A 25,563-nucleotide genomic window follows, 5' to 3' on the forward strand; every position below is an offset into this window, starting at 1 on the left:
ACTTTATACAAGCAGAACTTAGTGTTCCTCTTACAGAGGTTTCGAGTAAAAGTCAGACCACCACGAGCAATCTTAGTTGTTATAGTCGTGAGGTTACAGACATTTCTCTACTACAAACAATACCTTCTTCTATTAAGGTTTATCCTTTTTTTATAAATAGAGCTTTTAACCTTTCTTTTAGCTTTGGTGAAATTTTTCATTACAAAACAAGGATTGATTATCAAAAAAAGAGAGATGTAACAACTTCAGTTCCTCTTTATATTTTATTTAAAAACTTTAAGGTTTATCTTTAATACCACTTTCCACTTAATAGTTTACTTTAATAAAAAGTAGAATTTAACAACATCAAGTAAAACAATAACAACCTACATAAACAATGTTTATGTAACTCGTGGCTATGCCTTAAGTTTAAATAGCTAGCCTCACTTAACTTAAATAAAAAAAATGATTAACAACAATATAAAAAATGATTCTGGACTTTTAGTTCTTGCTATACGTTTAGTTATTGGCTGGACATATTTTTCTGCCTTTTGGAGAAGAACAATTTTAGCTAATAAACTTGATCCTGAAGTAGCTGGGTACATTGGAGAAAAATTCAATCACTTTCTCCCTAACGCTTTAGGCATTAAACCTCTTATTCAATATTTAGTAGAAAATCCTGACATCCTATGGTTAAACATGGTAATATTTACCATTATTGAAGGAATTGTAGGTTTATTCATCATATTTGGTTTATTTACCAGAATAATGAGTATTGGTGTATTTGGGTTGGCAATGGGAATTCTCCTTGGCTCTGGTTGGATAGGTACAACATGTCTTGACGAATGGCAAATTGGTGTACTTGGAATTGCAACAGGTTATGTACTTTTTTTAACAGGCAGCGGTAAATATTCAATAGACAACTACTTCATAAAAAACAATTTTTCCTTTACTAAAAAGAAATGGTTTGCATGGTTAGGGTCAGGAGTTATACCAATTAAGAACCATATTTTTCCAAAATTTGTTTTAATAGGATCCTTGGCTATTTTAGGAATGACTTTATTCACAAACCAAGTATTTCATGGCGGAGTTTGGGGTACACTTCATAACAAATCAGTAAAACCTAAATTAGAAATAACAGAAGCTAAAATTAGCAACGATATACTTTCTTTTGACCTTTTTAGAACAGAGGGTGTTGATGTTTACGGTTCTTGGGTTATCTCTGTTGAATTATCAAACCAACAAAATAATACTGTTATTCAGTATTCTCAAAAAGACTTAGCTTCTTTAACTAATGAAAACATCTTAAATTATTATGTTGCTAAAATAAAACCAGGTAAACACAGCTTGGTTGTGCCTTTGGGTGCTAAAGCTAAAATGATTTTCAAAAATCAAGTTTTTTCTAATCTTTCTAAAGGAACATATACATTAAAAATAACTGATATTAGTGGTGCTTTTTGGACACATCAAATAACTAAATAGACCTAAAAACGCAATAGTGATAGAAATACGCTATTGCGTTTCTTTCATAAACTTTAATCATCATTCACAAGCTAATCTTATATTTTTTTTAACAAATTTCGTGTCGATTGCCTTTGTTTTTATAAATAATTTCACCCAAAAAAGCTATTAAGTGTTTTCTACACTTAACCTCTTGCTAATTAAAACACAAAGTAGACTATGAGTAATCAATTAAATTTTAAAGAATTAAACTTTAAACTAGCAGTGATTAATGAATTAATGTATGTTCAAGAAGTATTAGAGCCTAAATTAGACGTTTATGAGTTTATAGAAAAACAGCGAAACTTATCTAGCTCAGAAGCTTATGATGTTATTGAAGAAGAAGGTTATGAAATTATTCCTGAAGTATTAGAACATTTTAAAAACTTAAAAATTACTTCAGAAATGGTTGAAAACATTGAAGAACTAGACATGGATGGTGGTGACGAAATCTATGGTCAAATTATTCCCTTTTGGGATGGTGAAGATGATGTATTTAGTGTAAACTCTGCTGTTGATGCTGAACTACTTCCTAACTTAAAAAACATTTCTCTTCTTTACAGCGAAAATGATTCACTTTTAGAAGAATTTCAAGAAAAAGGAATTGAAGCTGATTGGCTTTAAAAAAGTAAAACATATTTAAAAAGTAAAAGTATATAATGGAGACTAGTAAAGCAAACGACAAAGAAATACAACAAGAATGGTATAACATAGGCGAAACTTATGCCTCTGAGATAAATAAAATGGTTGCTTTTGGTGAAGAACATGGTTGGGAAAATTGGAAAGGTAAAGAACCAGAAGACAACCGTAACCATTTAGCTGATGTCGTGGTACAAAAGTTAAGAGAAGCCAATAAAACTGGACATATTGAAGAGTTCAGAAAACAATACCCACCTGCTCATACTCCATTAATAAAATATTTTAAAGAAAAAGGACAAAGTATTGAACAGCTATGCTTTATTGAAAATGAAAAAATCGTTTTTGTAACAGGTAGCGCCTATCAAAATAGGCAAGCCTATCTTCTAAACAACAGAACACTTATTAAATTAGATAATACCATTGATGCCATAGGAAAATCTCATCAAAACAACATTTTTGCAATTAAAACTCCAAAAACATTAATTACACGTAAAGAATGGGATGGAGAAATTATTGAAACTTTTGAGTTAGGCGATATAAATGAATTAGGTATTTCAAATATAACACCCTTCAACGATGGGAAAAAAGTACTTATTACTACTTCAGAAGGAATATTTTTAATATCTAAAAACAAGACACACATGATACATCCTTTGCCCGATTTAGAAGATGAAGAATGGGAACCATACATAGACATGGAAAACGCTGCTTTATCTAATGACAATAAATATATTGTAGTTGGTGATCAATCTTTTGATCATCGAGTATTAGATAATGAAGGAAATCAAATTGGAGAAATTGGTCCGCAATCTTCTTATCCTCATTTTTGCCTATTTTCTAAAGACGACAAACAACTTATTACAAACTCTTGTCATTTTTATAACGGAATTACCATAGGGGTTGATGCTAAGAACTTAAACGGATTAGAAGTTGAATCTTATGTAGATGAAGCAGATAATTTTAAGGTTATTGATGATGAAATGAGAGTGTATGTTGGTACAGCTACTAAAGACTATTACATTTTAGGTGATGCTTACGGATACATTAAAGCTTTTGATAAAAATGGGAACTGTATTTGGCGACATTATCTTGGCTCTACCATTAGCGGTATTACAATTTCTGACAACAATCAAACTTTATGGGTAAGTACCTATGCTGGAATTCTTCATAAATTAAAGTTAGGTAAAGGGCACAGAGATACACATACCATTGGTAATGGAAATCATTATGAAGATTTCAGATTAATTCTTTGGAAAGAAGAAAAAACAGAGCTTTGGTGGTAAAGGCTATTAAAATAAAAAGAAGAGTTCTTATTATTTTAGTGCTTCTATTAACAGGTTTTTTAATTCCTCAAAACTTAAAAATGCCTGTTAAGGGAGCTACCAAATCAGATTACAACCCAAAATCATTTTGGTATTACCCTTGGGGAAAATCAATTACTCACAAAGGGGTTGATATTTTTGCTAAGAAAAATACTAAAATCACTTCTTCTACTCTTGGAATAGTTTTATTTTCTGGAAAAACAAGTATGGGCGGAAATACAGTACTAGTTTTAGGTCCAAAATGGAGGCTACATTATTATGCACATTTAGAAAACGTAAAAACATCTTCTTTAACTTTTGTAAATAATAACTCAGTAATTGGTACTGTCGGAACTAGTGGGAATGCCGCTGGAAAAGCTCCACATTTACACTACTCTATACTTACTATAATACCTTATGTATGGAAGATTGATTCAGAAAGACAAGGGTGGAAAAAAATGTTTTATCTAAACCCTATTGAATTTTTAGAAGGCTAATTTTTAATCTAACCCTTCCATTTCTGCATCATAAAACAATCCTGCAGCTTCAATTAAGCTTTCTAACTCATTAGCTAAATCTTGTTCATTTTCATTTGATAAATCTTCAAACCATTCAACTTCATCGTCTTTTAAATTAATTAAAAAACGAGGATATTCAGTATGCAAAACGAAAATATCTTCTGGGTGTTTACTATTATCTGCTAATAAAAATTTAGGTAAGTTCATAGTGTTTTGTTTTAATAAGTTTGATAGTTAATTTGTTAAATCGTATAAATAATAAGATTGACGCTGTAGTTAATCCTGCTAGTAATCCTAACCAAATACCAAAGCTACCATACATATCTTTTGCTCCAAAGAAAAAGCTAATCGGAAAACCAACTATCCAATACGATATAAAAGTTATTAATGTAGGTATTTTAACATCTTGTAAACCACGTAAAGCACCTAACATTACAACTTGTATACTATCACTAATCTGAAAAATTGCGGCAGCAATTAATAAGTTTGCTGCTATACTCATTACCTCCATATTATCTGCATAATTTTCAGCATCGCTTAAATCAACATATAAATTTGGTAATGATTTATGAAAAACAAAGAAGAAAGTAGCAAATACAACCGCTAATATTGTTCCTAAAAAAAAGATTGAAAACGCTATTCTTCGTAATTCTTTATAATTTTTTAATCCTTTTTGATTCCCCACTCTAATCATAGAAGCAACACTTAATCCGGTTGCTACCATAAATGTCATAGAAGATAAATTCAATGCTATTTGATTTGCTGCTTGAGGGTTTTTACCTAACAATCCACTTAACCAAATTGCTGCCGTAAAAATAGCTACTTCAAAAAACATTTGCATAGCACTTGGTGTACCTAAATTTAATATTTTTCGAATCATCAAAGTATCTAAAACAAAAAACTTAATATTGGTTACCAAGCGTTTTGAACGTTCCTTTTTACTTAACAACCACCACAGATATACTACCATTACAAACCTTGAAAGTAATGTTCCATAAGCAGCTCCTACTATTCCTAACTCTGGAAAACCAAACTTTCCATAAATAAGTAAGTAATTAAGTAGCACGTTTAACACATTAGCTATTAATGTTGCATACATAGGGTAACGTGTCATCGACATTCCATCGCTAAACTGTTTAAATGCCTGAAAAATAATCATCGGAATTAATGAAAAGGCTACCAAATCTAAATATGGAATCGCTAACTCAACTACTTCTATAGGTTGTTTCATTAAATACATTAACGGCTTCGAAAAGAAAACAGCTAAAAACAGTACAAGCCCCATCATAGTGCATAAAAAAAGTCCATGCTTAAAAGTAGATTTTGCTTGCGTAAAATTATTTGAAGAATCTGCTTCAGCAATTAAAGGAGTTATTGCGGTAGAAAAACCAATACCTAAAGACATAGCTATAAACATAAAGCTATTTCCTAATGAAACTGCTGCCAACTCAGCAGTTCCTAATTGCCCTACCATTATATTATCTATAAAACTCACAAAAGTATGTCCCAACATACCTAACATTACAGGAGCTGCAAGTTTTAAGTTATATTTAAATTCTGATGTATATTGCTTAATGTTCAATTTAGTACTCTTTTCAGCTTGCAAAAATACAACTGTTATCTAAAATAATACAGGGTTATGACAAAATAAAAACCGCTTAAAAAAGCGGTTTTTATAACATCAAATAATTACACTATATTCTAATCTTTATGATTTTGGTAATAAAACGCTATTAATTACATGAATTACTCCATTAGATTGATTTACATCTGCAATAGTAACCTTTGCTTTACCTCCATTTGCATCAGATATATAAACATTTTTTCCTTTCATCCATGCTGTGATTTTACCTCCGCTAACAGTTTCTATAGAAACCTTACCTCCTTTATCTTCTATTAATTTCACTAGTTCGTTTGCACTCCATTTACCAGCAACAACATGATACTTCAAAATGGTCTGTAACTTCATTTTATTTTCTGGTTTCAATAATGATTCTACTACTCCTTCTGGAAGTTTATCAAAAGCCTTATTTACAGGAGCAAAAACTGTAAAAGATCCTTTGCTTGATAAAACATCTACTAAGTTTGCTGCTTTTACAGCGGCTACCAATGTTGTATGATCTTTAGAGTTTACAGCATTTTGTACAATGTTTTTTGATGGATACATTTCTGCACCTCCAACCATTTTTGTTTTTTCTTGTGCCGTAATACTATAGCTGGTTAATAAAGCGACTACTAAAACGGTTATTTTTAAAAAGTTTAAGGTTTTCATAAATAATGATTTTTAAATTAATATTTCTATTTAATCATACCTACGAAAAAGATTGTCTTTTGGTTTTATAAGAAATTAAGTCTCTAAGGAAAACTTAGAATATTCTTATAAGTTATTTAATTATTCTTATTTTTGATTTTCCTAAAACACATATAAAATGGCATCAATAACACTAAAAGGGAGCCCTATTGAAACAATAGGTAACCTACCTAAAATAGGAACTAAAGCAATTGATTTTTCATTAGTTGCAACCGATTTATCTATTAAAAAATTAGATTACTTTAATGGTACTAGATTAATTTTAAATATTTTCCCAAGTGTTGATACAGGTACTTGTGCTACCTCTGTTAGAGAATTCAACAAAAAAGCAGCCAATTTAGAAAATACTAAAGTTTTATGTATTTCTAGAGACTTACCTTTTGCTCAAGATCGTTTTTGTGGTGCTGAAGGTATTGAAAATGTAGTAATGTTATCTGATTTTGCTGCTGGTAGATTTGGCAAAGACTATGGATTGGAAATTGTTACAGGACCTTTAGCAGGCTTACATTCTCGCTCTATTGTTATTATTGATGAAAATGGTACTGTAACCTATACAGAACAAGTAAACGAAACTGTAGACGAACCTAATTATGAAGCTGCGTTAAAAGCTCTTTAAGAATATATGAAGAACCCGAATGACGGCTTTTTAAAGGGACGCATACGTAGTATTAAATTTGCAGTAAAGGGAATGTGGTTATTAATAACTACAGAAGATAGCATAAAGGCTCAACTTACATTTGCTTTAATTGCTGTTTTCCTAGGTTTTTACTTTAACATATCTGCAACCGAATGGATAGTTCAAGTGTTAGCTATAGGAGTTGTTTTAGTTGCTGAAGCTCTAAATACTGCCATAGAAAAAGTAGCTGATTTTATACATCCAAATTACCATAAAAAAATAGGTTTCATTAAAGATATTGCTGCTGGTGCTCCTGCATTTGCAGCTCTTGTATCGTTAATTATTGCTGGAGTAATTTACCTTCCTAAAATAATAGCTATATTGTAGCGTTCAATTTATTCCTAACAAAAATACATGGCAAAAAAAAAGACAACTGTTCAAAAAAAACAGCCAAAAACTTCTATCATTAAAAAGGCTAAAACCTTTTTTTCAAATAGACAAAACCAAACTATTCTAGGTTTTTTTCTATTACTGTTTTCTATATTTTTAACCGTTGCTTTTATTTCTTTTTTCTTCTCTTGGCAAGAAGATCAAAGCACACTTAGTCAATTTGCAGACAGAACAATTCCTACTAAAAATTTATTAGGAAAAATAGGTGCTAAACTCAGTAACTTTCTTGTATACGACGGTTTTGGTTTAGGAGCTTTTATTATACCTATAACATTGTTTTTAACAGGATCTAGAATTTTACTTCAAACCAATCTAAAAAGAATTATAACCTCTTGGAACTGGGCTATTCTTATTATGTTATGGTTTGCAATAACTCTGGGTTTTTTTGAAAAAAAACATGCCCTTTTATCAGGAGTTATTGGTTTTGAATTAAATGAATATTTACAAACTTTCATAGGTAAAACAGGGCTAGCTATTTTGCTTATTTTCTTTTTAGTTGCTTATTTAATTATACGCTTTAGTATTACTCCTGAGACAATTAGTGAAAAGGTAAAAGTTAATAAAGAGAAAAAAGCTAACGCTATAAAAGATACTCCTAAAGTTAACAGAGATGACTCTACAATTGTAAATGATACTGATGTTAACATCAATTCTGAAGAAGCTAAAACTGAAGAAGCAAAGAAAGATAAATCAGACTTTGAACTATCTCTAGAAAATTTACAACCAACCATTTCTAACTATTCTGGTGTTGATGAAACTTCAAATAACGAAAAGAAAGAAGAAATTTCTTTAGATATTACTCAAACTAACGAGCCTACGATAGATATATTAGAAGACAGTAAAAAAGAAGTAGAAGTTGCTATTGAAAAAATTGCAGAAGAAAAAAGTGTCTCTGAAAACTTATCAGATCAATTACTCAAAGATTTTGGCGAGTTTGACCCTACCTTAGAGCTAGGAAATTTTAAATTCCCTTCTTTTAACTTACTAAAAGAATATAACGAAAGTATTTCTGTTGACCCTACCGAACTTGAAGCTAAGAAAAATCAAATCGTAGAAACTTTAAAAAACTACAAAATTGGTATTGCACAAATAAAAGCAACTGTTGGCCCAACAATTACCTTATATGAAATTGTACCTGAAGCTGGAGTTCGTATTTCAAAAATTAAAAACCTAGAAGACGATATTGCTTTATCACTTTCAGCTTTAGGAATACGTATTATTGCTCCTATTCCAGGTAAAGGAACCATTGGTATTGAAGTACCTAATAAAAAAGCAACTATCGTGTCTATGCATTCGGTAATTGCTTCAAAAAAGTTTCAAGAATCACCTATGCAACTTCCTATTGCTTTAGGTAAAACTATTTCAAACGAAACCTTTGTTATCGATTTAGCTAAAATGCCTCACTTACTTATGGCAGGTGCTACAGGACAAGGTAAATCAGTAGGATTGAATGCTATTTTAACATCACTTCTATACAAAAAACATCCAGCTGAAGTAAAGTTTGTATTAGTTGATCCTAAAAAAGTAGAATTAACACTATTCAATAAAATAGAGCGTCATTACTTAGCGAAATTACCAGATGATTCTGATGCTATTATTACAGATACTACCAAAGTAGTTAACACTTTAAACTCTTTATGTATTGAAATGGATAATCGTTACGACTTGCTTAAAAATGCCATGGTTCGTAACATTAAAGAATACAACGCTAAGTTTAAGGCTCGTAAACTAAATCCTGAAAACGGACATCGCTTTTTACCTTATATTGTATTAGTAATTGACGAATTTGCTGATTTGATTATGACCGCTGGAAAAGAAGTAGAAACCCCTATTGCTCGTTTAGCTCAATTAGCACGTGCCATCGGTATTCATTTAATTGTGGCAACTCAGCGTCCATCGGTTAATGTAATTACAGGTATTATAAAAGCAAACTTCCCTTCTAGAATTGCTTTTAGAGTAACTTCAAAAATTGACTCGAGAACTATTTTAGATGCCCCAGGAGCAGACCAATTAATTGGTAGAGGTGACTTATTGTATTCTGGAGGAAATGATATTACTCGAATTCAGTGTGCTTTCGTAGATACACCTGAAGTAGAAAAAATCACCGATTTTATTGGTTCCCAACGTGCATATCCAGAAGCCTATTTACTTCCGGAATATGTTGGCGAAGAAGGTGGCACAAATCTTGATGTTGATATTGCAGACAGAGATAAACTGTTCAAAGAAGCAGCTGAAGTTATTGTTACTGCACAACAAGGTTCGGCATCGTTATTGCAACGTAAATTGAAGTTAGGTTACAACCGAGCAGGTAGGTTAATAGATCAATTAGAAGCCGCTGGTATTGTAGGTCCTTTCGAAGGTAGCAAAGCACGACAAGTACTTGTACCAGACTTAATTGCTTTAGAGCAATTATTAGAAAGTGAAAAGAATTAATAATTATAAACTATTCCGAAAGTGGAAATAAGAAAGACGATGAAAAAAATAGGATTATTATTTATTGGATTATGTATTAGCATTAGTGCTATGGGACAAACAGATTCTTCTGAAGCAAAAAAACTGTTAGATGAAGTTTCAAATAAAATGGGTACCTACAGAAACATGGTTATAGGTTTTAATTCTTCTTTAATTAACAAAGAAGCGGGTATCACAAATGACCCTCCAATAAGAGGAGAAATTACACTCTCTGGTGAAAAATATAACCTAGACTATCTTGGAAACACCTTTATTTTTGATGGAAAAAAATTAGTTGTTATTAACCAAGATGAAAAGGAAGTTAGTATTAACAATGGTAATTTAGATGAAGAAGATGGCTTTATTTACCCTTCTAAATTATTAACTTTTTACAAAGAAGGTTATAATTACCAAATGGGGGCATTAAAAAACAGTAATGGACGTAAAGTTCAGTACATAGACCTTACTCCTATTGATAGTAACTCTGATATTGTAAAAGTTCAATTAGGTATCGATGCTAAAACAAAACATATTTATAAACTTACCCAAATAGGCTCTAACGGAGCTGAAACTACTTTTACAATTACTAAATTTAAAAGCAACCAACCTATATCTGCTCAACTTTTTTCTTTTGATAGAACTAAGTATGCTAAGCAAGGATATTATATCGACTAAAAAATTACATAAAAGTTTTGTTACTGATTTGCTCAAAAATCATTAACAAAACTTTTGTGTTTATATGCCACTAACCTACTACCTTTGCATCTGTGAAAACATTAGACAGATATATATTAAAAAGCTTCTTAGTTCCTTTTTTAGCAACCTTCTTTATCATTTTGTTTGTATTAGTAATGCAAGTATTATGGTTAGCTTTTGATAATTTTGCTGGTAAAGGTATTAGCGCAGGAATTATTTTAAAATTCTTGTGGTACACAACTCTTATTGTCACCCCTCAAGCTTTACCTATTGGTGTTTTATTATCTTCTATTATGACACTGGGTAGTTTATCTGAAAATTATGAATTTGCTGCAGCAAAATCTGCAGGTGTGTCTTTACAGCGTATGGTACGCCCTATTGTTTTCTTAGCTATTTTTTTAAGTAGTATTAACTTTTTGTTTCTTAACTATGTATACCCATACGCAATGCTTAAGCAATTAAACATGAAGGTAAACATTAAAAAGAAACAACCTGCAATAGCATTAGTTGCAGGAAGTTTTAACACTGAAATCCCTAATTTTCAAATAAAATTTAAAGAAAAGTACGGTAAAGATGATAACCTTTTAAAAGAAGTGATGATTTACGACTTATCTTCTAAAAAAGGAAACAATAAAATAATTACTGCAGAACGTGGTGAAATTCTTTCAGAAGAAGGTAGTCGTTATATGACATTGGTTTTAAAAAATGGACATTATTTTGAACATCATTTGAAAAACGGAGCTTCTTATAAAGAGCGAGAAAAAATGCCAGCTTCCTACGCAACTTTTAAAGAATATACTATTAACATTGATATCTCTTCATTTAATGATGATGGTTTGGAAGATGAAAAGTATAAAACAAATTACAATATGTTAAGTTTGGCTCAGTTAAAAGACACTTTGCCAACAATGAAACAAAATTATGATGCTTTTGTTAGTAGTAGAGCTAAAAACTTGTTTTTAAGTATTGATGTAGAAGATTTATACCAACACCCTGACTCATTAATAAACAAAAACCTTTCTCTAGACATTCTTGAAAACTTTGAATTAAAAGAAAAGCAAAATATTCTTTCGGTAGCTACCTCTAAATTAGAACGTACAATCAACAATAATAAATCCAACAAAGACATCTTAAAAAACAAACGAAAATATTTAAATTTATATGATATAGAGTTTTTTAATCGTATGGCCTTTTCTCTTTCTTGTTTATTACTTTTCTTTATTGGTGCTCCCTTAGGTTCTATTATTAGAAAAGGAGGAATGGGCTTACCTATGATTTTGGCAATTGCCATTTATGTACTATATTTTTTCTCCAATACCTTCGGAAGAAACCTAGCAGAAGAAAGCTCACTTACAGCTATTACTGGCTCTTGGCTAAGTGTATTTTTAATGCTACCTTTGGCTATTATTTTAACAGTTAGAGCTACCAAAGATAAAGGTCTTTTTGATGTTAATAGCTTTTTTGCTCCAATACGAAACTTTGTAAAAAACTTATTCTCTAAAAAGAGAAAACCGCAACATAATGACAACACAAACACCAACTAATATTCAATTAAACACAATTGAAGAAGCTATTGAAGATATAAAAAACGGTAAAGTTATTATCGTAGTTGATGATGAAGATCGTGAAAATGAAGGTGACTTTTTAGCAGCTGCAGAAAAAATCACCCCAGAAATGATCAACTTTATGGCAACTCATGGTCGTGGGTTAATTTGTACCCCTCTTACTGAAACTCGTTGTAAAGAATTAGAGTTAGGAATGATGGTTAGTAACAATACCGACCCTATGGAAACTGCTTTTACTGTATCGGTTGACTTACGTGGAAATGGTGTTACTACAGGTATTTCTGCTTCTGATAGAGCTAAAACTGTACAAGCTTTAATTAATTCTGATACAAAACCTTTTGATTTAGCTAGACCAGGGCATATTTTTCCTTTAAAAGCTAAAAACGGAGGTGTATTACGTAGAACCGGTCATACAGAAGCTGCTATAGATTTTGCTCGTTTAGCTGGTTTAGAGCCTGCTGGCGTTATCGTTGAAATTATGAATGAAGACGGTACCATGGCACGCTTGCCTCAACTAATGAAAGTTGCTAAGAAATTTGATTTAAAAATTGTTTCTATTGAAGATTTAGTTGCTTATAGAATGGAGCACGACTCGTTAATTGAAAAGAAAGAAGATTTTAACATTCAAACTCGTTTTGGTGATTTCCGCCTTCGTGCATATAAACAAACTACTAATAACCAAGTACACATTGCCCTAACCAAAGGTACTTGGAGTAAAAATGAGCCTATTTTAACTCGTGTTAATTCTACTTTAGTTAACAATGATATCTTAGGAACCTTAACCAATAATGCTGACAAAAAATTAGATCAAATGTTCAAAGTTATTAATGATGAAGGTAGAGGCGCTATATTATTTATTAACCAACAAATGCAAGCATTAAACCTTTTAAATAGACTTCGCATTTTAAAAGAGAACCAAACAAAAGGTGAAATGAAAGCTCCTAATGTAGTCATGGACAACAAAGACTTTGGTATTGGTGCACAAATTTTACACGATTTACACATTCATAAACTACGTTTGGTTTCTAATACTAAACAAACTAAACGTGTAGGTATGATTGGTTACGGGCTAGAAATTGTTGATTATGTAAATTATTAATAAAAATTAGGAAGAACTACTGTTTCAATTTTTGAAATCGCCTCACCTAAAGATGTGTCTGACTTTCGTAAATGTAAGGCCATATGGTTTACACCGGCGTCTTCGTAAGCTTTTAGTAATTCAGTTAAATGATTAATACCAACTGAACCACCAAAACGATGTGGTTTAAACATAGTATTATCATCTTGTAACAGATTTAAATGAAATGCCGAAATATAAGGTTTGCAGGCTTGATCTGTATCGTATAATGCTTCGCACCATCGTTTACGGTTTAAATAGGTTTCTTCAGGTGTTCTTGGATAATTAAACCAACCATTGGCATTTTTGGCAATCCACTCAAGACTTTGTCCGGAATGTCCAGCAACGACTAGCGGAATTTGATGTTTTGGCTTCGGGTATACCGCAACACCTTTATTTAAAAACGGATATATGGCCGATAAATCACTGTTGGTTTTCCAAGCTTCTTGCATAATATTTAGATGATCTTTAAACAATTTTGGTCGCTCTTGATAATCGATACCATACATTGGAAACTCAACAGGTCTATCACCCAAACCTAAGCCTAAAATAAGTCGGCTGTCACTTAGATGTTCTATCGTAGCGGTTGCTTTTGCTAGTTTTATAGGTTGATGTAATGGAGAAACTATTGCGGCTGTACCTAACAACACATTTTTAGTTGCGGCAGATAAATACCCTAAATAACTTAAGGTGTCAAATAACTGTGCGCCATCACCAAAATTAGGATCGTAAACTGGTACTTCTCTAATCCAAACTGTAGCAAAACCAGCCTTATCAATTTGTTTAACGTACTGTAAATGCTTACTAATATCTGGCACACCAAATGGTCTGCCATCTTCCTTTCGTTTTTTATCGCCTTCTAAAGACCAATCGTTATCTAAAGGAAATTCAATACCAAGCGTCATTTTACCTGGTTTGTATAGTTTATCAAAATTTTTCATAAAATTAAAAAAATTGAACTACATCAAACAGTTTAAAACTTAAATAAGTAAACATGTCTGATGTAGTTTTGTTCTTAGTCATTCCAGATACCCTCTGCTGTATACGGACCTTTTTCAACTTCCCAAAAAGTACCATCTATAAAACGATGATTTTTATCTAAAGCTTCAATACGTTTCATATCGTCTTCATTCAATTCAAAAGCAATAGTATTAAAGTTTTCTTGAAGGCGTTTTGGGTTAACCGATTTTGGTATTACCGAAACACCACGTTGTATATCCCAAGCTAAAAGTACCTGTGCTGCAGTCATGTTATTAGCAGTTGAAATATCGTTAATAGTCTTGTTTTTCAACAAATTTAAATCATCATCATCATTTGCACCAGAACCTATTGGTGCATAAGCCGTCATGTGAATGCGATGTGCTTTAGCGAATTCTAACAGTTCGTTTTGTTGTAAAAACGGATGCACTTCTACCTGAAGCATTTCTGGTAAATGTTTAGCATGATCAATAATATCTATTAAATCATTTTGGTTGAAATTACTCATCCCAATATGCTTAGCTAAGCCTTGTTCTAAAGCATCTTCCATACCTTTCCAAGTGTCTGTAAGTGGTTGGTCTTCAAGCGGAATAAATTCTTCTGCTGTTTTAGGAAACTCGACACCTTTTTTAAAGGCAATTGGCCAATGGATTAGGTATAAATCTAAATACTCTAACTGTAAATCGTTTAAGGTGTTTTGTAACGCAGGAATAACGTTTTCTCTTCCATGAGAATCGCTCCATAATTTTGAAGTAATCCATAGGTCTTCACGTGTAACAATACCTTCTTTAATGGCATCTGCGATAGCGTTTCCTACTTCTTTTTCGTTACCATATACTGATGCACAATCAATATGTCGGTAACCTATTTTAATAGCTTCGTATACCGACGTGTACACTTCGTTAGGTTCTGATCTAAAGGTACCAAGACCTAAAATTGGCATTTCGTCGTTATTTCTAAATTGTAAAGTTTTCATTGTTTTAAAGTTTTTCTTTTTTGTATAAAATCAAAGTGATTAAAAAGCCGACTATTACTAATATACTACCTACCCAAGGTGTTGCGCCAACACCAAGTGAAGATTCAATAATAAGTCCGCCAACATAAGCACCAATTGCAATACCTACATTAAAGGCTGCTATATTTAAAGCTGATGAAACATCTTCGGTACCTGGCAAGTACTTTTCAGACATTTTTACTACATACAATTGTAATGCTGGCACGTTAGAAAAGGCTAATATGCCCATAAAAAATAGTGTAACCACTGACCATATTTGGCTAGATGCTGTAAAATAAAGTATTAACAATACTATAGCTTGTAAGGCAAACATAACCATTAAGGCTTTCCCTGGTTTTTTATTAGATACTTTACCGCCTATTACATTACCTAATGCAATTGCAATACCGTAAACCAGTAATAAAATACTCGTCATATTTGCTGAAAAACCAGTAACTTCTTCTAATAAAGAAGCTAAATAGGTAAAGGTTACAAAAGTACCACCATAACCTAAAGCTGTGATAGAAAGTACCAGCAAAATAGAACGGTTTTTAAGTACTTTTAACTGATCTACAATACGAAGTGGTTTTGATGTTTTAATCGACGCTGGTACCAAAAAGTAACTTGCTACCGCACCGATAATTCCTAAGATAGCAACACCTATAAAGGTGGCACGCCATCCAAAGTTTTGTCCTATATAGGTTCCTAATGGTACACCAGTAACGATTGCTACAGTTAAACCTGCAAACATTATAGAAATGGCAGAAGCACGTTTATCTTCCGGCACTAAACTAGCTGCAATTGTTGAGCCTATTGAAAAAAACACACCATGTGCAAAACCTGTTAAGATTCTAGCTAAAATTAGTAAGATAAAACTAGGTGCAATAGCTGCCAATCCGTTACCAATTATAAATAATAGCATTATGGCTATTAGCAGTCGTTTTCTTGCAATTTGACTTGTTAATGCGGTTAATACTGGCGCACCAATTGCAACGCCAACGGCGTACAGACTTACTAATAAACCTGCAGAGGATATTGAGGTGTTTAAATCGTTTGCTACTGTTGGCAGTAAGCCAACAATAACAAATTCTGTAGTACCGATACCAAATGCACTTATGGTTAATGCCCATAATGCAGCTGGTAGGCTTTTACGTTTTGATTTTGCTTTTAAAGTTCCTATTTGCGTTTCCATTTTTAGTGTTTAGCCTTTAAAAGTTCTACAATTTTTTCTGCTGCTAATTTTGCAGAAGCAGGATTTTGACCTGTTACTAAACGCTCATCTACGCTTACTTTTTCTTGCCACATAGCTGCTTTATCTACAGTCGCACCACGTTCAATAAGTTTGTTTTCTAATAAAAATGGCACAACGTTTTCCAATTTTACATTGGCTTCTTCTTCATTTGTAAATACACTTACCGTTTTACCATCGACTAAATAATTACCATTAGATAATTTAATATTTACTAAAGCCGAAGGACCATGACAAACAGCTGCTACAATACCATCATTTTCGTAAATTTTTGCAGCAATTTTTGCTAGTTTTTTATTGCTTGGGAAATCCCACATTGTTCCATGTCCACCAGCATAATAAATAGCGTCGTAATCTTTAGCTTTTACTTTTGAAGCTTTTAATGTGTTTTGAAGTTTGTTCTGAAATGTTGCATCATTCCAATATTTATTATTCACTTCATCCTTAAGATCAAAACCATCTACTGGCGGGTTTCCTCCTTTTGGACTAACTAGTGTTATCTCATAATTATTAGCTTCAAAAACCTCATAAGCATGCGTAACTTCACTTAAATAGTAGCCAGTTTCTTTTCCGGTTTTACCTAATTCTTGGTGACTAGATAGTACCATTAACACGCTTGGTTTGTTTTGTTTTTTTTGTGCTATTAATGCAGTGCTAAAAAATAAAGCAAGTATGAATGTATAAAATCTTGTTTTCATTGTTTTGTTTTTTGTTTAAATTTCTTAGACAAAATTCAATGAAAACCTTAGCATATACGAGGATGTATGTCACAATTTTAAAGTGATGTATCGCAATATAAAAATGTGATGTATATCATTTTTTAACCTTTAAAACGACTTAAAGTTTCTCTAGAAACTCCTAAGTAAGCTGCTATTAATTTTTTGGGTACGCGTTGTACTAGCTTAGGTAATTTAAATAATAGAGCATCATAACGTTCTTCAGCTGTTTGAGTTAATAAAGATAAAATTCGTTGCTGTAGGTTAATAAAACCGTAATTAGATTTAACCCTAAAAAAGTTTGCTATTGCAGGAATTTTTTCGCAGATAATTTCTCTTGATTCAAATGATAAACAGAAAAATTCTGAATCTTCAATACAATCTACTATAGTTGTCGCTAACTCTTTATACTGAAATGCATAATAATCACTAACCCAATACTCTTCCATAGCAAATTGAAGAATATGCTCGTGCCCTTTTTCATCTATAATATATGATTTTATGAGCCCTTTAATAATCCAAAACTCACAATCTACTGGTTGTCCTGTTTGTATTAAAAACTGGTGCTTTTTAAGTTTTTTAAATTGAAAATGAGGTTTTATAATATTCCATTCCTCATCTGTAACCTTAACAATTTCTTCAAAATGCCTCCTCAGTAATTCATATTTATCTTGCATTCGACAAATTTAAATAATAATTTCAATAGAGTTTATATACAAAAAACAACACATTATTTATATAAACAAAGTGTTTAATAACTTTTCACAGAACTTTAATATAATTTATACTAAAAAGAAAATAATTTTGTCCTTTGCAATTAACTTTATAAATTATAAAACAATGAAAACATATCCTAAACGATTTTCTCATATTGGAATTACAGTACCTGATATTAATAAAGCTGCTAAGTTTTATTCAGAAGTAATGGGCTGGTATACTATTATGCCTCCATCTCTAGTAAAAAAAGAAACTGATACAGCCATAGGGCAAATGTGTATTGATGTATTTGGTGACGATTGGGAAACCTTTGAAATTGCCCATTTAGCAACCTCTGACGGAATAGGTGTTGAGCTTTTTAGTTTTCCTCACGGCAAAAAAGAAGCTCCAAAATTTAACCCATTCAATACAGGGTTGTTTCATTTTTGCATCCAAGATCCTAATATTGAAGGCTTAATTGAAAAAATAGTTGCAGCTGGAGGAAAACAACGTATGCCTATTAGAGAATATTATCCGAACGACAAACCCTATAAAATGTGTTATGTAGAAGACCCTTTTGGAATTGTTTTCGAAATTTACACACACAGCTACGAGTTAACATATTCTTCTGGTGCTTATGCTAATGAAGAAAAGTAAAATATTTTAAAATGAAAAAAATACTCATACTATCGCTATCTATTTTCTCTCTTATTACTTGTAAAAACGAAACTAAAAGAGAAACTAAAAAACCTGAAAACAAGCAATCTATTTCAGAAAACAAATCAAACATTACAGAGATTGCTAGCTTTAAAGGGCAGCAAGTTACAGGAGTTACTGTAACTCAAGACGGTCGTGTATTTGCTAATTTTCCTAGATGGCGAGATTCAGTAAAGTATTCAGTAGTCGAAGTGTTTAAAGATGGTTCGTATAAACCTTACCCAAACGAGGTTTGGAATCTTTGGCAACTAGAGGAACACCCAAAAGAAGATCAATTTCTTGCTGTACAATCTGTTGTTGCTTTTGAAGATAAACTATACATTTTAGACACGAGAAACCCAAAATTTAATGGTGTTGTAGATGCTCCTAGAGTGTTTATGTTCAACTTGAATACTAATATTTTAGAGCAAACGTATAAATTAGAAAAGGACAGCTATCATACCGATTCTTACATTAACGATTTACGTGTAGATAAGACCAATAACAAACTATATCTTACAGATTCTAACCACGCAGGATTAGTCGCTTTAAATTTAAACACAGGAAAAAGTACCCGTATTTTAGATAATCATAAAAGTACCATGGCTGAAGTATCTGAACTTACGTTTGACAACACAGTTTGGAAAAACGTTGTGCATTCCGATGGAATTGCGTTTGACCAAAAAAATCAACGTTTATTTTACCATGCACTTTCAGGTTATAGCTTGTACTCTATTCCAGTAAATAGTTTCAATTTAAAAGACAAATCTAAAATAGAAGCTTCTGTAAAATTTGAAGCTAAAACGTCTGCGCCAGATGGAATGATTTTTGACCAAAAAGGTAATCTTTATTATGGCGATTTAGAGCACAACAAAATTAATTATATTACTCCAAATGGTACTATTAAAACTTTAATAGAAGGTGAAAAAGTAAAATGGGCAGATACTTTTAGTATATACGATGGAGACTTGTATTATACCAATTCTAGAATTAATGAAGCCTCAGGCGATATCAGTAACCTAAATTTTACCATTAATAAAATTGCATTGCCAAAATAATGTAATATCAATACATCTTTATTAAAGCATTATCGTCTACTAAGTGAATATGAAAAATAATTCACCTATGAAAATAGACAAACATTGTAATCGTTAAAACAAAAAATCGGCTTAAGTTTTTTGAAATTTTAAGCCGATTTTTTATACTGAGACATTACTACAAAGTCCATTTGAGACATCTATACACTAAACACTTTTTTAATAAATAAAAAAGTATTGTAAACTATATTTATAAGTAAAAAATAAAGTTGAAATAAATGACTTTTAGATAGCAAACGCTTCTAATATTTATTAATACATTGAAAAAAAATGGAAAATAATAGTTATTTAGTTGATAAACTTCAAGATAAAATGACTGTAAAATATAAAAATAATCAACGTCTTAATTATATACTTTTGTAAAGTCTATTGTTTAGTTTCGTCTTTAAATAGTATGCAACACTTTAAAAATATAGCCGCTTATTGTAAGGCAATTAATATTTCACCACCAAAGCATCCCGATTTTGACATCAGAAGCTTTAAAGACAATATGCCTACAATAGTTAGTCAAATGCCCGCTTTTAGGCATGAGTTTTATGCTATTGCTATTAAGGTTGAAGGTAGTGGCATTGCTATTACAGGTCATTTTAAAGATTTTCCAGACGGTTCTGTTATTTTTTTTAACTCGCCTTTTCAACTTATTTCCTGGGATATTATTCCAGATTGGAATGGTTATTATTTGATGTTTTCTAAAGATTTTATCGCTAAATCTAATTTTCTTCAAGATATTTTAAGTCACTTCTCGTTTTTAAAAATTGAAAAAAGCACGCCTTTTGAGGTTAGTAAAGATGATGTGACTAAAATACTGTCTGTATATAATGCTATTTACAATGAATACCACAGCGATAACGTTGACAAGTTTCAACTTATCGAATCATATTTATTACTATTACTAAATGTGGTAAAACGGTACTTTCACAAAAACATTAGCAATACAAATGCTGCTGCTGAAATACGTAAAACCGATTTAAAAATTCTATCTCGTTTTCAATCACAAATTGAAATAAGCTTTTACCCTAACTCAATTATTTCTAATAAAACCAATCCGCACACCACACGATTTTATGCCGAATTATTAAATATTCATCCTAATCATCTAAATGCTGTAGTAAAGCTAATTACTGGTCAAACTGCAAAACAAACTATACAAAAACACGTCTTGCATTTGGCTAAATCACGTTTAATACATTCAGAAGCCAGTATTAAAGAAATTGCTTATGGTTTGCATTTCGATTCGCCAAACAGTTTTAGCAGCTTCTTTAAAAAACACACGCAAAAAACACCTGCTAGTTATCGTAAAATAGCTAATCTTTGATTTTTATACCTCTTGCTTTGATTCTGTAAATTTTTCTTCGCTGTTCTGTAGCATCTTTGTACCGTAAAACAAGATTATGAAATATTTATTAACGATTGCTACTCTCTTAGTGGCAATTACAATACAAGGCAAAACAATGACATCACCAAAAGACATCGTTTTAAAGTTATTTAAAGCATCTGATGAAAGGGATTGGTCTCAAGTAGAAGACTGTTTTAACACCGAAGTTGTATTAGATTATTCCTCTATGGGAAGTCCAGCAACGACCTTAAAACCATCAGAAATTACCAGCACTTGGAAAACCATTTTACCAGGTTTTACCTACACTCATCATCAAATAAGCAACCTTACGGAAACCATAAATGGTGAAACTGCCAAAGTGTTTGCTTATGGCACGGCAACCCATTATTTAGAAGACGACAAAGGACATCTTTGGACGGTAGTTGGCACTTATAATTTAGACTTAAAACTAATAAATAAACAATGGAAAATCACTAAAATGATATTTAATTTTAAATATCAAGATGGTAACCTTTCCTTACCGCAAAAAGCTATCAATAATGTTACAGGACATGTAAAAGAATTATCAACTTCAGAAAAAAACATCCGTACAGTTAAAGCATTCTTTAAAGCACTTGAAGATGAAAATGCAGGAACTGTAGCCAATCTTTTTGCAGAAGATGGTAAGCAAATTAATCCATACCATTCAGACCTTTTTCCTAAAGGAGCGCAAGGACAAGCAGGAATAAAAGCCTATTGGGAACCTGTTTTTCCAAATTTTGATGGAATGACATTTAACATTGAAGACATTTTTGCAATGGAAAATACTGCAATGGTATATGCAAAATACACAGGACACATAAAACTAAAACATAATGCAGGCATATACAGTAACAACTATTATTCAACTTTTAAATTCAATACTGAAGGTAAAATTACCGAATATGTCGAAATTTTCAACCCAATAGTAGCCGCAAGAGGTTTTGGCTTAATTGATAAAATCAAATAAACATGAAAATATTAACAATAGCACTTACAGCATTTATAGCAATTACTGGCTATAAAGCCATCACAAAAAACAGCCCACAAAAACTAACAAAGACAAAAGAAATAACACATAAAAAGATGAAAAAAGTAACATTTAAAAGCGATGGATTAAACTTAGTAGGGCATTTATATTACCCAGCAAATTATAGAGAAGGAAACACGTATCCTGCAGTAGTCGTTTCAGGAAGTTGGACAACCGTTAAAGAACAAATGGCTGGTTTATATGCTCAAAAACTAGCGGAAAAAGGATTAATTACATTAGCTTTTGATTTTAGAAATTATGGTGAAAGTGAAGGTGAACCACGTTTTTACGAAAGCCCAAATCTTAAGAAAGAAGATATAAAAAATGCAGTCTCTTTTTTAGAAAGTTTAAAAGAAGTAGATAATTCAAAAATTGGTGCATTTGGTGTTTGCGCAGGTGCAATGTATACCTTAATAGCTTCTTCAGAAGACAACCGCATTAAATCTGTAGTCACTACAGCATCTTGGTTACACGATGCAGAAGCTGTAAAATTATTTTATGGAGGTAAAGAAGGTGTGCAGGCAAAAATTAAGGCAGCACAACAGGCAAAAAAAATGTATGGAGAAACAGGGGAAGTAGCTTATATTCCAACCATTTCAAAAACAGACTCAACTGCCGCAATGTACGGACCATACGATTATTATTTAAATAAAGATCGTGGTGCTGTAAAACAATGGAGTAACGATAAATTTGCTGTAGCAAGTTGGGAAGATTGGTTAACAGTAGATCCAATGCCAACTGCAAAAAAATTAAATAAACCTGTATTAATGATACATTCAGACGGTGCTGTGCTACCAGCATATACCAAAAAATATTTTAATAACATTGCAGCAACCGACAAAGAATTGTATTGGATGGATACAGAGTTAGAATCACCATTTCATCAATTCGCATACTACGACCAAGATGCCGAAGTTATTGAAGCTGTAAAAAAAGCAAGTAACTGGTTTGTTAATAAAATGTAAAAAAGAAATAGGTTATAATAGTGATTTAAATAGTATTTAAATCACTATTATAATTTTAAGTTAAAAAATTGTATGTACAACTAATTACATATAACTTTGTCTCATAATTTTAATAAAAAAATGAGTACACCTTTAAAGTCTTTTCAGGAATGCTGTTTGTATTTTACTACAAACACTCTATCAAGGTATATAGGTAAACTGGCAGAAGATGCCTTCAGAGTTACTAGTCTAGCACCATCTTATGCTCATTTAATGTTATTAATAATTGATGAACCTAATTTAAGTCAAAACGAATTAAGTAAGCGTATAAATGTAAAAGCATCTACAATGACTCGTTTTATAGATAAATTAGTTCTGATGCAATTAGTAGAACGAACTCACGAAGGTAGAAACACACTTATTATTCCTACTGAAAAAGGTAAGAACCTAAAACCTTCATTAGACGAAGCACTGGGTAACTTATATAAAGCTTACTGTAATTTATTAGGAGAAGAATTTGCTGTAAAACTAACTGCTGACATGCATTTAGCTAATACAAAACTTAACGAAGTAGAATAAAAGTCTATCAATACTTTAATAAATGAAAGACTCTAAATTAAATTGTATGTACAACTAATTTAAATACTAATGAATACAAAAACTATAGAGTATGAACAACTAATGCATACTTTTCGAAATAGAAAATTTACTAAAAATGATATTAAAAGCTTTGTTTACAAAATATTTTCTATGTATGAACGGGCTACTTGTAATAACGAACATGTACCTGCAGAAGCTTTCAATAAATTAATTGCAGATGATATTTTCGTAGACTTTCCAGCTTACAAAAATATACATTCAAAATCTGAATTTTTGGAATGGCATAGATGGATACATGATTTACTCATTTCTGATGATCATGACATCGAAAAAATAGATGTAAGTTACCTTAGTAACGGTAAGTATATGGCTCAATTTATTGTACACTGGCGGGCTCTTTTTAAAGACAACACTTACTCTGATCTCCGTGTAGATCAACAATGGATAATGCGAGAAGATACCAATGAACCATTACCTATTATAGAACGCTATTTGGTAACTGACGCCACAAATTTTAAACAAAAATGAAAACATTAATGATTTTAGCGCATCCAAATCTTAAAGATTCGGTAGCCAATAAACATATATCAACAGAAATTGCTGCACAATTTAATCATTTTGAGATCAGTGATATCTTCAACCAATATCCCGATTTTAAAATAGATGTAGAAGCCGAACAAGCCAAACTACTTGCTGCAGATACGATTATTTTTCAATTTCCATTTTTTTGGTACAATATGCCAGCCATTTTAAAACAATGGTTTGATGAAGTGTTTAGTTTCAACTTTGCATATGGTTCTAAGGGTGATAAATTAAGAGGTAAAAACTTTTTGTTAAGCATTACCGTTGGCGGACCAAAAGAGGCATACACGCCAATAGGTTACAATCATTTTGCCATAGAAGAACTAATCAAACCCTTACAACAAACGGCATATTTAAGTCAAATGAATTATCTAAAACCGGTTTATACACATGGTTTAACTTATGTTCCGGGTGTGTATAATACCAAAGAGGTTGTTTTGCAACGTGCCGATAATCATATTAAAAAATTAGCTGCTGTTTTAGAGGGAATAACCAATACTAGTGCAGAAGTACGTATTGAGCGCTTTGTAAAAGATTGGTTTGCCAAATTTGATGTTTTGTCAGATGCATCTTCATTTACGCCTTATATAAATAACGATACGCAATTTCAATTTGTTGAGGGAGAATTTACTGGTATTAAAGGGTTTGAAACTTGGTACACCAACATTAAAAATACCTTAAAACCCAATAATGAACATCGTATTGAGTCCATAATCATTCAAGAAGAAAACAATGCTTTTGATGTGTATTTAACTATTAAGCTAAAAGCAGAAAAAGTATCTGGTGAATTATTACAGCTCAATGTTAAAGAACATTGGAAACTAGTCCTAACAACTAATGGTCAAATACAAATTAAAGAATATATAGTAAACGAATTATAAAAATGAAAAAAGTAATTATAGTCGGTGCAACAGGCATCATTGGTTCAAAAGTACAAGATATTTTATGTAAAGATTATGAAATTATTACTATTAATCGTACAAGTGGCAATTATAAATTAGACATGGCAAATGCAGAAGCAGTAGATACTACGCTTAAAAGCATTGGTGGTTTTGATGCACTAATAGCAACAAGCGGTTATGGTAAATGGGGAAACATAGAAGAACATAGTATTCAAGATTTTCACGACGGTTTGCAAAGTAAGTTAATGGGGCAAATAAACTTAGTTATGCTGGGTAGAAAGTATGCCAATCCAGGTGCGACTTTCGTATTATCTTCTGGTATCTTAGCACAACAACCAATGGTTGGTGGTTTATCTTTAAGCGTTATCAATGCAGGTGTAGAAGCGTTTGTAAAAGCAGCTACTGTAGAAAGCAAAGAATTTAAAATTAATGCGGTAAGTCCATCTTTTGCAAAAGAAACTATGGAACAAATGGGAATGGATTCTACCTATGGTGTACCAGCAATTGAGTTTGCCAAATTGTATAAACAAGCCATAGAAGATGATAAAACAGGTATGATCTATCACATAAACCAATAAACAT

27 protein-coding genes are annotated in these 25,563 nt (G+C 31.7%); 19 read left to right on the forward strand and 8 right to left on the reverse strand.

Annotated features, from left to right (window positions below; genetic code table 11):
- The first annotated feature begins 444 nt into the window (after positions 1-444).
- The 4 genes from MHM83_RS06505 to MHM83_RS06520 all read left to right on the forward strand — a co-directional run bounded on the left by MHM83_RS06505 (position 445) and on the right by MHM83_RS06520 (position 3,916).
- The gene (locus MHM83_RS06505) at positions 445-1,461 is read left to right on the forward strand and encodes a TQO small subunit DoxD (protein ID WP_239178907.1); all 1,017 of its coding nucleotides are present in this window, start codon (positions 445-447) and stop codon (positions 1,459-1,461) included.
- Between the two features lie 198 nt (positions 1,462-1,659).
- Entirely contained in the window at positions 1,660-2,103 is a 444-nt protein-coding gene (locus MHM83_RS06510) for a DUF6892 domain-containing protein (protein ID WP_159492484.1), read from the forward strand.
- A gap of 35 nt (positions 2,104-2,138) precedes the next feature.
- Positions 2,139-3,401, forward strand: a complete 1,263-nt coding sequence (locus tag MHM83_RS06515) for a hypothetical protein (protein WP_239178909.1) — start codon at positions 2,139-2,141, stop codon at positions 3,399-3,401.
- Entirely contained in the window at positions 3,368-3,916 is a 549-nt protein-coding gene (locus tag MHM83_RS06520) for a M23 family metallopeptidase (RefSeq protein WP_239178911.1), read from the forward strand. Before MHM83_RS06515 ends, MHM83_RS06520 begins: the two co-directional genes overlap by 34 nt.
- A gap of 3 nt (positions 3,917-3,919) precedes the next feature.
- Here the strand turns inward: MHM83_RS06520 and MHM83_RS06525 are convergent, their stop codons facing one another.
- The 3 genes from MHM83_RS06525 to MHM83_RS06535 all read right to left on the reverse strand — a co-directional run bounded on the left by MHM83_RS06525 (position 3,920) and on the right by MHM83_RS06535 (position 6,209).
- The gene (locus tag MHM83_RS06525; RefSeq protein ID WP_073181286.1) at positions 3,920-4,144 is read right to left on the reverse strand and encodes a hypothetical protein; all 225 of its coding nucleotides are present in this window, start codon (positions 4,142-4,144) and stop codon (positions 3,920-3,922) included.
- Positions 4,131-5,519 (reverse strand): MATE family efflux transporter, encoded by a 1,389-nt coding sequence (locus MHM83_RS06530; RefSeq protein ID WP_239178913.1) that lies wholly within the window; start codon positions 5,517-5,519, stop codon positions 4,131-4,133. Before MHM83_RS06530 ends, MHM83_RS06525 begins: the two co-directional genes overlap by 14 nt.
- 126 nt (positions 5,520-5,645) lie before the next feature.
- Complete coding sequence (locus MHM83_RS06535; protein ID WP_239178915.1) at positions 5,646-6,209, reverse strand: fasciclin domain-containing protein; 564 nt, start codon at positions 6,207-6,209, stop codon at positions 5,646-5,648.
- 157 nt (positions 6,210-6,366) lie between these two features.
- Between MHM83_RS06535 and tpx the strand changes: the two genes are divergently transcribed.
- The 6 genes from tpx to ribB all read left to right on the forward strand — a co-directional run bounded on the left by tpx (position 6,367) and on the right by ribB (position 13,125).
- Complete coding sequence (gene tpx, locus MHM83_RS06540; protein ID WP_239178917.1) at positions 6,367-6,864, forward strand: thiol peroxidase; 498 nt, start codon at positions 6,367-6,369, stop codon at positions 6,862-6,864.
- Between the two features lie 6 nt (positions 6,865-6,870).
- Complete coding sequence (locus MHM83_RS06545) at positions 6,871-7,251, forward strand: diacylglycerol kinase family protein (RefSeq protein WP_047789291.1); 381 nt, start codon at positions 6,871-6,873, stop codon at positions 7,249-7,251.
- Positions 7,252-7,278: 27 nt separating this feature from the next.
- Positions 7,279-9,747, forward strand: coding sequence for a DNA translocase FtsK (locus tag MHM83_RS06550; protein WP_047789292.1), 2,469 nt, complete (start codon positions 7,279-7,281; stop codon positions 9,745-9,747).
- Positions 9,748-9,786: 39 nt separating this feature from the next.
- Positions 9,787-10,440 (forward strand): LolA family protein, encoded by a 654-nt coding sequence (locus MHM83_RS06555; RefSeq protein ID WP_047789293.1) that lies wholly within the window; start codon positions 9,787-9,789, stop codon positions 10,438-10,440.
- Positions 10,441-10,532: 92 nt separating this feature from the next.
- Complete coding sequence (locus MHM83_RS06560) at positions 10,533-12,005, forward strand: LptF/LptG family permease (RefSeq protein ID WP_239178919.1); 1,473 nt, start codon at positions 10,533-10,535, stop codon at positions 12,003-12,005.
- The gene (gene ribB, locus MHM83_RS06565; protein ID WP_047789295.1) at positions 11,983-13,125 is read left to right on the forward strand and encodes a 3,4-dihydroxy-2-butanone-4-phosphate synthase; all 1,143 of its coding nucleotides are present in this window, start codon (positions 11,983-11,985) and stop codon (positions 13,123-13,125) included. The genes MHM83_RS06560 and ribB overlap by 23 nt, the downstream gene beginning before the upstream one ends.
- Here ribB and MHM83_RS06570 read toward each other — a convergent pair.
- From MHM83_RS06570 to MHM83_RS06590, 5 genes are all read right to left on the reverse strand, one after another.
- Complete coding sequence (locus MHM83_RS06570) at positions 13,122-14,084, reverse strand: TIGR03571 family LLM class oxidoreductase (RefSeq protein ID WP_239178921.1); 963 nt, start codon at positions 14,082-14,084, stop codon at positions 13,122-13,124. The two genes, ribB and MHM83_RS06570, sit on opposite strands and share 4 nt — an antisense overlap.
- A 74-nt stretch (positions 14,085-14,158) precedes the next feature.
- Complete coding sequence (locus MHM83_RS06575) at positions 14,159-15,097, reverse strand: aldo/keto reductase (protein WP_073181297.1); 939 nt, start codon at positions 15,095-15,097, stop codon at positions 14,159-14,161.
- Positions 15,098-15,101: 4 nt separating this feature from the next.
- A complete protein-coding gene (locus tag MHM83_RS06580) occupies positions 15,102-16,307 on the reverse strand; it encodes an MFS transporter (protein WP_173360665.1) in 1,206 nt (401 codons plus the stop codon).
- A 2-nt stretch (positions 16,308-16,309) separates the two neighbouring features.
- Complete coding sequence (locus MHM83_RS06585; RefSeq protein WP_159616078.1) at positions 16,310-17,062, reverse strand: type 1 glutamine amidotransferase domain-containing protein; 753 nt, start codon at positions 17,060-17,062, stop codon at positions 16,310-16,312.
- A 122-nt stretch (positions 17,063-17,184) separates the two neighbouring features.
- Positions 17,185-17,757 carry a Crp/Fnr family transcriptional regulator gene (locus MHM83_RS06590; protein WP_047789298.1) on the reverse strand — a complete coding sequence of 191 codons (573 nt, stop codon included), beginning with the start codon at positions 17,755-17,757 and terminating at the stop codon, positions 17,185-17,187.
- Positions 17,758-17,920: 163 nt separating this feature from the next.
- Here MHM83_RS06590 and MHM83_RS06595 point away from each other — a divergent pair, with 163 nt between their 5' ends.
- From MHM83_RS06595 to MHM83_RS06635, 9 genes are all read left to right on the forward strand, one after another.
- Positions 17,921-18,433 carry a VOC family protein gene (locus MHM83_RS06595; RefSeq protein ID WP_047789299.1) on the forward strand — a complete coding sequence of 171 codons (513 nt, stop codon included), beginning with the start codon at positions 17,921-17,923 and terminating at the stop codon, positions 18,431-18,433.
- Between the two features lie 11 nt (positions 18,434-18,444).
- Positions 18,445-19,530: an L-dopachrome tautomerase-related protein gene (locus MHM83_RS06600; protein ID WP_239178923.1), complete on the forward strand. Its 1,086-nt coding sequence runs from the start codon at positions 18,445-18,447 to the stop codon at positions 19,528-19,530.
- A gap of 433 nt (positions 19,531-19,963) precedes the next feature.
- Positions 19,964-20,884, forward strand: a complete 921-nt coding sequence (locus tag MHM83_RS06605) for a helix-turn-helix domain-containing protein (protein WP_073181305.1) — start codon at positions 19,964-19,966, stop codon at positions 20,882-20,884.
- Positions 20,885-20,960: 76 nt separating this feature from the next.
- Complete coding sequence (locus tag MHM83_RS06610; protein ID WP_239178925.1) at positions 20,961-21,893, forward strand: nuclear transport factor 2 family protein; 933 nt, start codon at positions 20,961-20,963, stop codon at positions 21,891-21,893.
- 2 nt (positions 21,894-21,895) lie between these two features.
- Positions 21,896-22,918, forward strand: coding sequence for an alpha/beta hydrolase (locus tag MHM83_RS06615; protein ID WP_073181307.1), 1,023 nt, complete (start codon positions 21,896-21,898; stop codon positions 22,916-22,918).
- A 120-nt stretch (positions 22,919-23,038) separates the two neighbouring features.
- On the forward strand, positions 23,039-23,476 hold the full coding sequence (locus MHM83_RS06620; protein ID WP_073181308.1) for a MarR family transcriptional regulator: 438 nt from the start codon (positions 23,039-23,041) through the stop codon (positions 23,474-23,476).
- 69 nt (positions 23,477-23,545) lie between these two features.
- Positions 23,546-24,025: a hypothetical protein gene (locus tag MHM83_RS06625; RefSeq protein WP_125064357.1), complete on the forward strand. Its 480-nt coding sequence runs from the start codon at positions 23,546-23,548 to the stop codon at positions 24,023-24,025.
- Entirely contained in the window at positions 24,022-24,960 is a 939-nt protein-coding gene (locus MHM83_RS06630) for an NAD(P)H-dependent oxidoreductase (RefSeq protein ID WP_239178928.1), read from the forward strand. Before MHM83_RS06625 ends, MHM83_RS06630 begins: the two co-directional genes overlap by 4 nt.
- Before the next feature lie 2 nt (positions 24,961-24,962).
- Complete coding sequence (locus tag MHM83_RS06635; protein ID WP_159492494.1) at positions 24,963-25,559, forward strand: short chain dehydrogenase; 597 nt, start codon at positions 24,963-24,965, stop codon at positions 25,557-25,559.
- The last annotated feature ends 4 nt before the right edge of the window (positions 25,560-25,563 follow it).

Source organism: Tenacibaculum sp. Mcav3-52, assembly GCF_022347665.1.
In the GTDB taxonomy this organism is placed as follows: domain Bacteria; phylum Bacteroidota; class Bacteroidia; order Flavobacteriales; family Flavobacteriaceae; genus Polaribacter; species Polaribacter mesophilus.